General features: G+C 41.8%; 9 protein-coding genes. 1 reads left to right on the forward strand and 8 read right to left on the reverse strand.

All coding sequences use genetic code 11. The features are described 5' to 3' along the window. The 7 genes from IJJ71_RS08610 to IJJ71_RS08640 all read right to left on the reverse strand — a co-directional run. The coding region (locus tag IJJ71_RS08610) for a GDP-mannose 4,6-dehydratase (protein WP_296846423.1) at positions 1 to 261 on the reverse strand (261 nt) is incomplete at its 3' end. A 48-nt stretch (positions 262 to 309) separates the two neighbouring features. Continuing rightward, a complete protein-coding gene (locus tag IJJ71_RS08615; protein WP_296846424.1) occupies positions 310 to 1,449 on the reverse strand; it encodes a mannose-1-phosphate guanylyltransferase/mannose-6-phosphate isomerase in 1,140 nt (379 codons plus the stop codon). Beyond that, complete coding sequence (locus IJJ71_RS08620) at positions 1,389 to 2,639, reverse strand: glycosyltransferase family 4 protein (protein ID WP_296846425.1); 1,251 nt, start codon at positions 2,637 to 2,639, stop codon at positions 1,389 to 1,391. The genes IJJ71_RS08615 and IJJ71_RS08620 overlap by 61 nt, the downstream gene beginning before the upstream one ends. Next, positions 2,632 to 3,834: a glycosyltransferase family 4 protein gene (locus IJJ71_RS08625; protein WP_296846426.1), complete on the reverse strand. Its 1,203-nt coding sequence runs from the start codon at positions 3,832 to 3,834 to the stop codon at positions 2,632 to 2,634. Before IJJ71_RS08625 ends, IJJ71_RS08620 begins: the two co-directional genes overlap by 8 nt. Positions 3,835 to 4,607: 773 nt before the next feature. Then, positions 4,608 to 4,949 (reverse strand): hypothetical protein, encoded by a 342-nt coding sequence (locus IJJ71_RS08630; protein WP_296846427.1) that lies wholly within the window; start codon positions 4,947 to 4,949, stop codon positions 4,608 to 4,610. A 101-nt stretch (positions 4,950 to 5,050) separates the two neighbouring features. Next, positions 5,051 to 5,527 carry an ImmA/IrrE family metallo-endopeptidase gene (locus tag IJJ71_RS08635; RefSeq protein WP_296846428.1) on the reverse strand — a complete coding sequence of 159 codons (477 nt, stop codon included), beginning with the start codon at positions 5,525 to 5,527 and terminating at the stop codon, positions 5,051 to 5,053. Then, entirely contained in the window at positions 5,520 to 5,885 is a 366-nt protein-coding gene (locus tag IJJ71_RS08640) for a hypothetical protein (RefSeq protein WP_296846429.1), read from the reverse strand. Before IJJ71_RS08640 ends, IJJ71_RS08635 begins: the two co-directional genes overlap by 8 nt. A 238-nt stretch (positions 5,886 to 6,123) precedes the next feature. Here IJJ71_RS08640 and IJJ71_RS08645 point away from each other — a divergent pair, with 238 nt between their 5' ends. After that, positions 6,124 to 6,885, forward strand: a complete 762-nt coding sequence (locus tag IJJ71_RS08645) for a DUF4469 domain-containing protein (protein ID WP_296846430.1) — start codon at positions 6,124 to 6,126, stop codon at positions 6,883 to 6,885. Between the two features lie 36 nt (positions 6,886 to 6,921). Here the strand turns inward: IJJ71_RS08645 and IJJ71_RS08650 are convergent. Next, positions 6,922 to 7,776 (reverse strand): PD-(D/E)XK nuclease domain-containing protein (locus IJJ71_RS08650; RefSeq protein WP_296846431.1); only part of this gene is annotated, 855 nt, incomplete at its 5' end.

A 7,776-nucleotide genomic window follows, 5' to 3' on the forward strand; every position in this document is an offset into this window, starting at 1 on the left:
ACTTGTCGCTACAAACGACTGTGCCGCGAGGTTGTAAACTTCGTCCGCTTGAGAAATTTCCATAGCATTAATGAGCGAGACGACATCTGTCATGTCTGCATAGATGAAGTTGATTTTGTCTTTTATGTGCTCTACATTCCCGTAGCTTACGACACTCTTTCTTCGCATGAGACCATAAACTTTATAGCCTTTTTCGAGAAGAAGTTCCGCGAGATAGCTTCCGTCCTGTCCGTTGATTCCTGTGATAAGCGCAGATTTCATTATTTTCTCCTGTTCGTTTTTATGATTTTGGTAGACACAGCTACCTGCTTATTCCGTATATTTGACTGCGACCGGGTTGCCGGCTTTTTTCAGTTCATCAACTATGTCCTTGACCTGCTCGGCCTGTGACTTTGTTGCCACAAGAAGGGCGTCCTTTGTGTCAACGATTACCACATCTGTCAGCCCGATTGCAGCGACAAGCCGTTCCTTTGAGTAAATCATTGTGCCTTTCGTATTCTTGAGAATTGCCCCGCCCCTTACAGTGTTGTTTTTTTCGTCCTTGTCCGAGACTTCCCAGAGAGAGCTCCATGAGCCGACATCGCTCCAGCCTGCACTGAGGGGAACGACCTTTCCGTGTGATGTTTTTTCCATGACTGCATAGTCAATCGAGATGCTTGGATTTTCTGAGAAGCTGTCCTTGTCGAGGCGGATGAAGTCCGAGTCAACCACTGCTTTCTCAACGCTTTTTGATGTCGCCGAGAAGATAGCCTCGTCAAGCTCTTTCAGCTCCTCAAGGAAAGCAGATGCCTTGAAGACGAACATGCCTGAGTTCCAGAAGAAATTTCCTGAGTCAAGGTATTTTTGTGCGGTTGCGACATCAGGCTTCTCGACGAAGCGTTTGATTGATGAGACACCTTCTGAATCCGAATCAGATTGCTTTTCGATATAACCGTAGCCTGTGGCTGCGAATGTCGGTGTGATTCCGAATGTGACCATGCTTCCGTTTTCTGCCTCGTTCGCTGCGATTTTGACTGCCTCCTGGAAAGCCTCCTTGTCCTTTATGTTATGATCCGACGGAAGGACTACGACGACAGTCTCTGAGTCGATTTTCTGAGCGTGAAGACATGCCGCCGCGATGGCCGGGGCCGTATTCTTTGCGACTGGCTCCAATATAATAGAAGGCTTTTTCATCCCGATTGCGGCAAGCTGCTCCGCGATTATGAAACGGTGCTGCTCGTTGCAGACTACAATCGGTTCCTGGACATCAAGGCCATTGAGTCTGAGGGCAGTTTCCTGAATCATCGTGTTGTCGCTGACGAGCGGAAGAAGCTGCTTCGGATAAGATGCGCGTGAGAGCGGCCAAAGCCTTGTTCCGCTTCCGCCTGAAAGAATTACCGGTATGATTGTCATGATTTTTCTCCATTTCCAGTCAGCAAGTCCAAGACTTTCTGACTGCATTCCTTCCATGAGGTGAGTTTTATATTTGTTGATTTAGGTTCTTTTGAAGTTTTGTAAAGAGAAATCCATTCTTTGATTTTTCCGGCGAGAATCGACTCGTCCGTGCCAGAGAAGTAAAAGGCATTGTTGCCAGCGATTTCCCTGAACACCGGTATATCCCGAAGAATCAGCGGTTTCCCGAAATGCGCGCCTTCTGCGACTGCCAGCCCGAATCCTTCCGCAACTGAGGCAAAAATCACCGCATCGCATTTTTCGTAAAGAGAAGCAAGTTCCTCATCGCTGATTCCTGTGCTATACCAGACAAGTTCTTTTCCATAATGAGTGTTTTCTTCTATTAATCTGAATGTCGTTTCATTTTTCCAGCCACGTCTGCCGACAATCCACAAGTTCACGGAAAGCCCTTCTTTCCAGAGCATGTCAAAGGCCTTCACCGCCTGCGCATACATCTTGCGAGGCTCAACCGTACTGACCATGAGAAAGTTGAGAGAAGATCCAGAGCGTGAATTTAGTGAGTCGAAATGAACGGAAGGGCGGGGAAGAGTAGAAAAATCACTTCCGAGCAGTGAGTATGAGATTTTTAGTTCCGGATTGCGTTTGATTTTTGGGTGAGTTTCGAGATATTGTTTTACTTCGCTTGCGACCGCAGAACTGTCACAGATTAGCTGAGAGAACTGAAGAAGAACGGAAAGATAGGCCCTGAACTTTTTATCCTCACCAGAAATGAAAAATGAAGGATACAAGATGGGAAGCAAGTCATAGAGGAACGCTGCTGTCCATATTCCTTTATTTCTCAATTCTTCAAAAAATTTTGCATGTCTTACCAAAAGTTTGGGCGTATATCCCAAAACTAAAAGAATGTCATTTTGACAGAAATCAACATCCTTTCCGTCTATGCAAGATGTATATCCTATCTTTTTGCAATACACATCGATAACATCATATTCCGTGCAAAGGTTATGAATACCCTCTGAGATTTCTTTTGTAACACGCTGTATACCAGTTCCTCTGTTCGATAGGTAAAAATCAGCAACATCTAAATAAATTCTTTTTTTTCGCGAAAGATTTTTTGAGACAATGGTGTCATTTTTTATTCGGAGATTGATTTCATTTATAATTCTTTTTGCTTCCAAAAATTGACGGAAGTTATGAAGAAGGGGATGATAGAAATCTCCCAGGGGCTGCAACACGCTTTTAAGCATACAGAACCTCCGAGAGATTTTTATTTATATCTGACCTAAAATTGCCCGAAGTAAAGGCTTTGCTCCGCTCAATACTGTTCGTTCTGATTTTGTCTGCTTCCTCTGGATTTCTGATTAGCCATTCAGTCCTTTCGGCAAGCTCCTCAAGTGTATTCCATCTGAAGCCGGAACCTTCCGCAACGATTTCTTTCTGACCGCCCTTGTTAATTACCACTGGAACGCAGCCCGCGCTCATCGCCTCTACCGTAGTGATTCCGAAATGCTCGAATTCAAATGGATTTTCTTCGCCAAAACCTTTTGCATGCCAGAATATTCCTGATTCTGCATAAAGCTTTTCGAGTTCATTTCTTTTAGGATCAATAACAAACTTCGTTGAAGGTGAAATTGCCTGCAGTTTTTCCATGAATGACTCATCTTCACCGATTGCTGAGCCGGCGACGACAAGACTTGCATTTTGCTTTAAATAACTGGAGTTCTCATAAGCTTGTAAAAGGAAATCAATTTTTTTGTCACGGCAAATTCGCGAGCAAAGAAGAATTTGTGAGTGATTCTTTTCAGCTTTCAATGAGATAGGCTTTACCGGTGGATAAATAAGCTTGAGTTTCGTTTCTGGAATCAACCAGTACTTTTTTAAATTTTCTTTTGTGAATTCTGAGATTGGAAAATAGTAGTCATAAGAGTTTTTATATGCTGAGTCCCGTTTTTGTGCGAAATATCGGAATATACGGAGCCGCTTGTTTATTCCTGATGTCGTACAAGGCTTATATGGGAAATATACAGTGCAGATACTCTTTTTGGCCTTCCCAGCGACAATCTTGAACGATGCGTTTATGAACAAATCTGAACCTTCCGAAAGCCGCATGATGCTTTTGAAGCGTTTTATTGCGTTAATTTCTTTTTTTATGATTCGGAAAAGCCGTGAGAATTTGTTTCTCGCGCTGTTTTCATCGATTTTTTCAAAATTAAAATAGGAGACCGAGAAATTTTCCTTTTTTATCGATGTCCCGTAAGCGGAATTCTGCATCTCGATGAGTTTTTCTGTGGAAACAAGTGGATAATTTCTTAAATGCTCAGTGATTAATACGATTAGGGATGCCGGAAATAGACTTTGAAGTGCCTCTATAAGACTCGCCGTGTAAGATTCTGCTCCTCCGTATTTATAAGCAAGTGTCTCCATGTAAACAGAAATCTTCATGTGCCCGTAAAAGAATCTGCCGCCACCATCCGGGCAGCATACTTCCCCCCTAAATTTGCTATAAAATCACTATAACACTTTGTTAGTTTTGTTGCAAGTGCACGAAGGAAAATCAATATCAGTGGACTTATTGACGATTTCAGAAAAATACATAAAACTAAAGTCTACTTAAAATTTGATAATGGCAGGATAATGAATAAAACATTTCAATCATCATTGAACTAAAAGACACTTCAAACGATGTTACTCGGCAATACAACAGAAGTGTTGACCAAGCTAAAAGTTGTTTTATTTCCGTAAAAGGTTATATCTCTCCGAGTCAAATAAAAAGTTTGAAAGATGCTATTTCTAAAAATGTAAATGCCGATGAAGTTTATTTGTATATCGGGGCGGAGGAAAAATTTATACAGATAAAATAAAAAACGGCCCAAGAAGAGCCGTTATCAGAAAGTTGCCTGTCCGCCTAGGTAACACGGAATTAACCGAAAGCCCCGACCTTAGTACATTAAGGGAGTAATCCCATAGCAACAACCAGTTAGGAATCCCTAACCAATTATTTTATACATCAAGTTTACAATTTTGTCAATTAAAATAGTGATGTATTTCAATATTCATAACAGTCAGTCTGGCTGGGCACTTATTTTTCTCACGGCACCTACCGCCCTTTCCTCATTGCTGCTACCAAGTAGTCTTTATTGCCGCCACCTTGTTTTCTTCAGTGGTACTCCCGCCTTGTCTTCAGTGAGTGCGGCAGGCATAGGCTAAATACAGATTTAATATTTTATGTATCCTTCTGCGGTGCAATCAACATAATCATTCCAAATGTCAGAATAAACCTCTGCTGTTAGGTGAGTCTTTTTTAAGCCGTTTCGCTCTATAACAGAAACACGCTGGTTAGAGCTTTGGCTTATCCAACTTGAAAAATAATCATCACATATTTCTTTTGAAAGAGCAAGTTCATTCTTTGCGAGAAAGAAAAAGGAAAAAGGGCTTATACATTTCAAATCATACTTATTTTGTGCGGCATAAGCCAGTATATGGGAACGAGTATCTTGGTCGTCTGAGCAAAATTTATATACGGTATTCTTAGTACATAAATATAATACCTTAAGCAAAAGGGTATTCTTTACTTCTCCAAGATTATGGTGTGTTCCTATTAGATCATCTCCTGTTTCAATCTGTCTTAGAAAATCAGGCAGTGAATGAATTTTATCAATTAAATTGCCATAGCAATTTTCTCAACTTGTTTCAGGGGTGCTAATATTAATGCCGCAAAAGCATTTGCTTCCCGCTCTTCCATTGCTACATCAATATCATCAGCATTTTCTGCGGTAAGAATCGAACCGTTTACTAATTCATCATCATCACCATCTATATAGCAATAAATATGATAGAGTTCATGGGCGGCCGCAAATATCTGTTTGTTGAGCGGCAAACTGGTGTTTATAGTAACGAATACGCATCCCTTTTTCACAGATGTCAAAGCCCATATTTTTGCATCGTCAATTGGAAATCGAAAAATCTGAACATCAAATCCATTCCGCTTGCAATAATTATCGATAATAGAAAAGATATGGTCACAAGGAATATTATTTCCGATATATGCTTTTGAGAATGATTTCGCAATCTGTTTTATCTTTTCGTATCTCTGAGAATCTTTTTCAAAAAGACAATTGTCGAGGATTCTATTCATTCCAGTTTTTATTTACAAGATTAGAAAATTCGGCTGTCTGATATTGGCTGTGAAAAAGATAAATATCAGATAGCTGTCGAACAATATCCAGGCTCTTTTTACCTTCACTCGATGAAACTTGCCCCATGAAGGCTTCATGAATACTTGAAGATTGCTCAGGCTCAAGAAAAAATGAATCAATCGAAGAATTACAGAAATGAGAAATTTTTTTAAGTACAGGAAGAGGAAGTTCCTGTGCTCCGCTGAGCATTCGAAGGATATTTCGTTTCGGCTCCTTCAGAACGGCGACAAGCTCACCTTGTTTTTTACCGGAAAGTCTAAGCTGCCTTCGCACATTAAATGCTACAATTTCATTCATATCAATCATTATTATACCTTTCCATAATTATAACATAATACTGACAATATTCCACCCTCAGCCTAACTAAACTACTAGATTTTCCTGTGAATTTTTCCGCTATATTTCTTTCCGTGGACATTTGATTTGTAGACAAACTTCCACAAATCACGGTGTCTTTTTCCTGTATATTCAGGATAAGGGGTCGTTGACCTTAAAAGACTTTGGCAAGCCTGTAAGTCAGGTAAGGAATGTAAGTATGGCAGAGACACTTACGACAAAATTCTCGGATTCCCAGGGCAGCGGGAAAATAAAGCTTTATGCGAACGCATTTGCTAACGGAAACGGTTATTACGGGAGGTTCGAGAGGAACACAATCGGCACAAATGCTTTGATTGCCCGGATTCAAAAGCGCAAGGCCGGGACGAACGAGCTTACGCTGCAGCAGACGGCGGGATTTCTCAAGGAGGAGATTCTTGAGGCCCTTGCCCATGGGGAATCGGTGAATGTCCTGGATTTGGGCACTATGTACCTAACATTGAACGGAAAATGTGACGGAAAGAAGATTGATTCGGGCGATAAGCAGCCATTGGTGGCAAGATTTACGCCGAGCCAACTGGTTCAGTCTGCGGTGACGGACATCGGAATCAAGGAAATCACCATCGCCCCCGTGTCGCCCGAAATTGTCTCCGTGACAAACCAGTTCACGAAAGACACGGCAGGAAATCTGAGTGCGGGCAAGACTGTTCTCGTAGAAGGATTAAGACTGAAAATCAGCGGCGAGAATGGCGGGATTTTTCTGTGCCCGCTTGGTGAGAAGAATGAGCCGGTTGAGGATGAGAGCAAATGGATTTCGTGCGATGCAATCACACGGAACACGGCGAAGAATCTGGAGTTCTTCGTTCCTGACGAGACTCCGAGCGGAAAATACAGGATCCTTGTCCGAACTTTCTACACGAAAGGCGGAAACCTGACAAAGAACGCGAAGGAAGCCTTTTCGGAAGTTGTTATGGTAGCATAAAGCTCGCGGTGGCTGCAGGATGGCGGCCACCATTTTTCAGTCCTTTACAAGCTTCTCAATCTTACATTCATGCTTTTTGGTGCTTTCATCGTAGTTTATTCCGACAAAGAGCATGTTGCCTGAATATTTTTTTAGCGAATCAAAATATTTTTTTTCTTTTATCTGGCTCAGGGCGGTCTGCGCGCATTTGTTGTGCTTGAGCTCGATTATGAGGGCTGGCAAATCTTTTGCGAGCGGAACATAAACCATGTCCGCAAATCCTTTTCCTGTCGTGAGTTCCCTGAAGCATGTATATTTGTTCAGAGCGTAGATGTATGAAAGATAAATCGCACTCTGAAGGGCATACTCATTGTTATAGCTTCTGTTGCTCGTTACATGGATATGGCTTTCATCAAGTGAGGCGGCGACAGCATCGGCATTTCCTAAAAGAGTTTCAGAAAGAAGTTCTTTGGAAGCTTTTATGATCGCGTTTGTTTCGGAATAATCATCTATGACAGATACTGCCCTCATCCATTCTATTCTGACTTCTTTATTGGGAATGTAGCACTGCTGTTCTTTTGAGTCATAGGCAAGATATCCCAGATGAATAAGATATGTAAAAATATCATCCTTTGAGACGAAATCTTTGACCGTGTTTTTGTATATTCCGGTATCAATGTCAACTTTTTCTCCGGAGAGCATTTTGATGACATCTGTCTTAGTGCCAGCGAAATTCTGCTGTATTCTGTCTGAAATCACCTCGTAAGAGGATGTCGCTCCCCAGAATCCGGCGAATTTTCCTGTTTCAGTGCTCATGACGACCGATTCAGGATTGTAGATTTCGCATTTTTTTTGCGTGCCATTTTCGTTCCATGCAAGGTGATAGCCGTCATACCAGTTGCGGCAGTCATC

Source organism: Treponema sp. (genome assembly GCF_017430385.1).
Classification (GTDB): domain Bacteria; phylum Spirochaetota; class Spirochaetia; order Treponematales; family Treponemataceae; genus Treponema_D.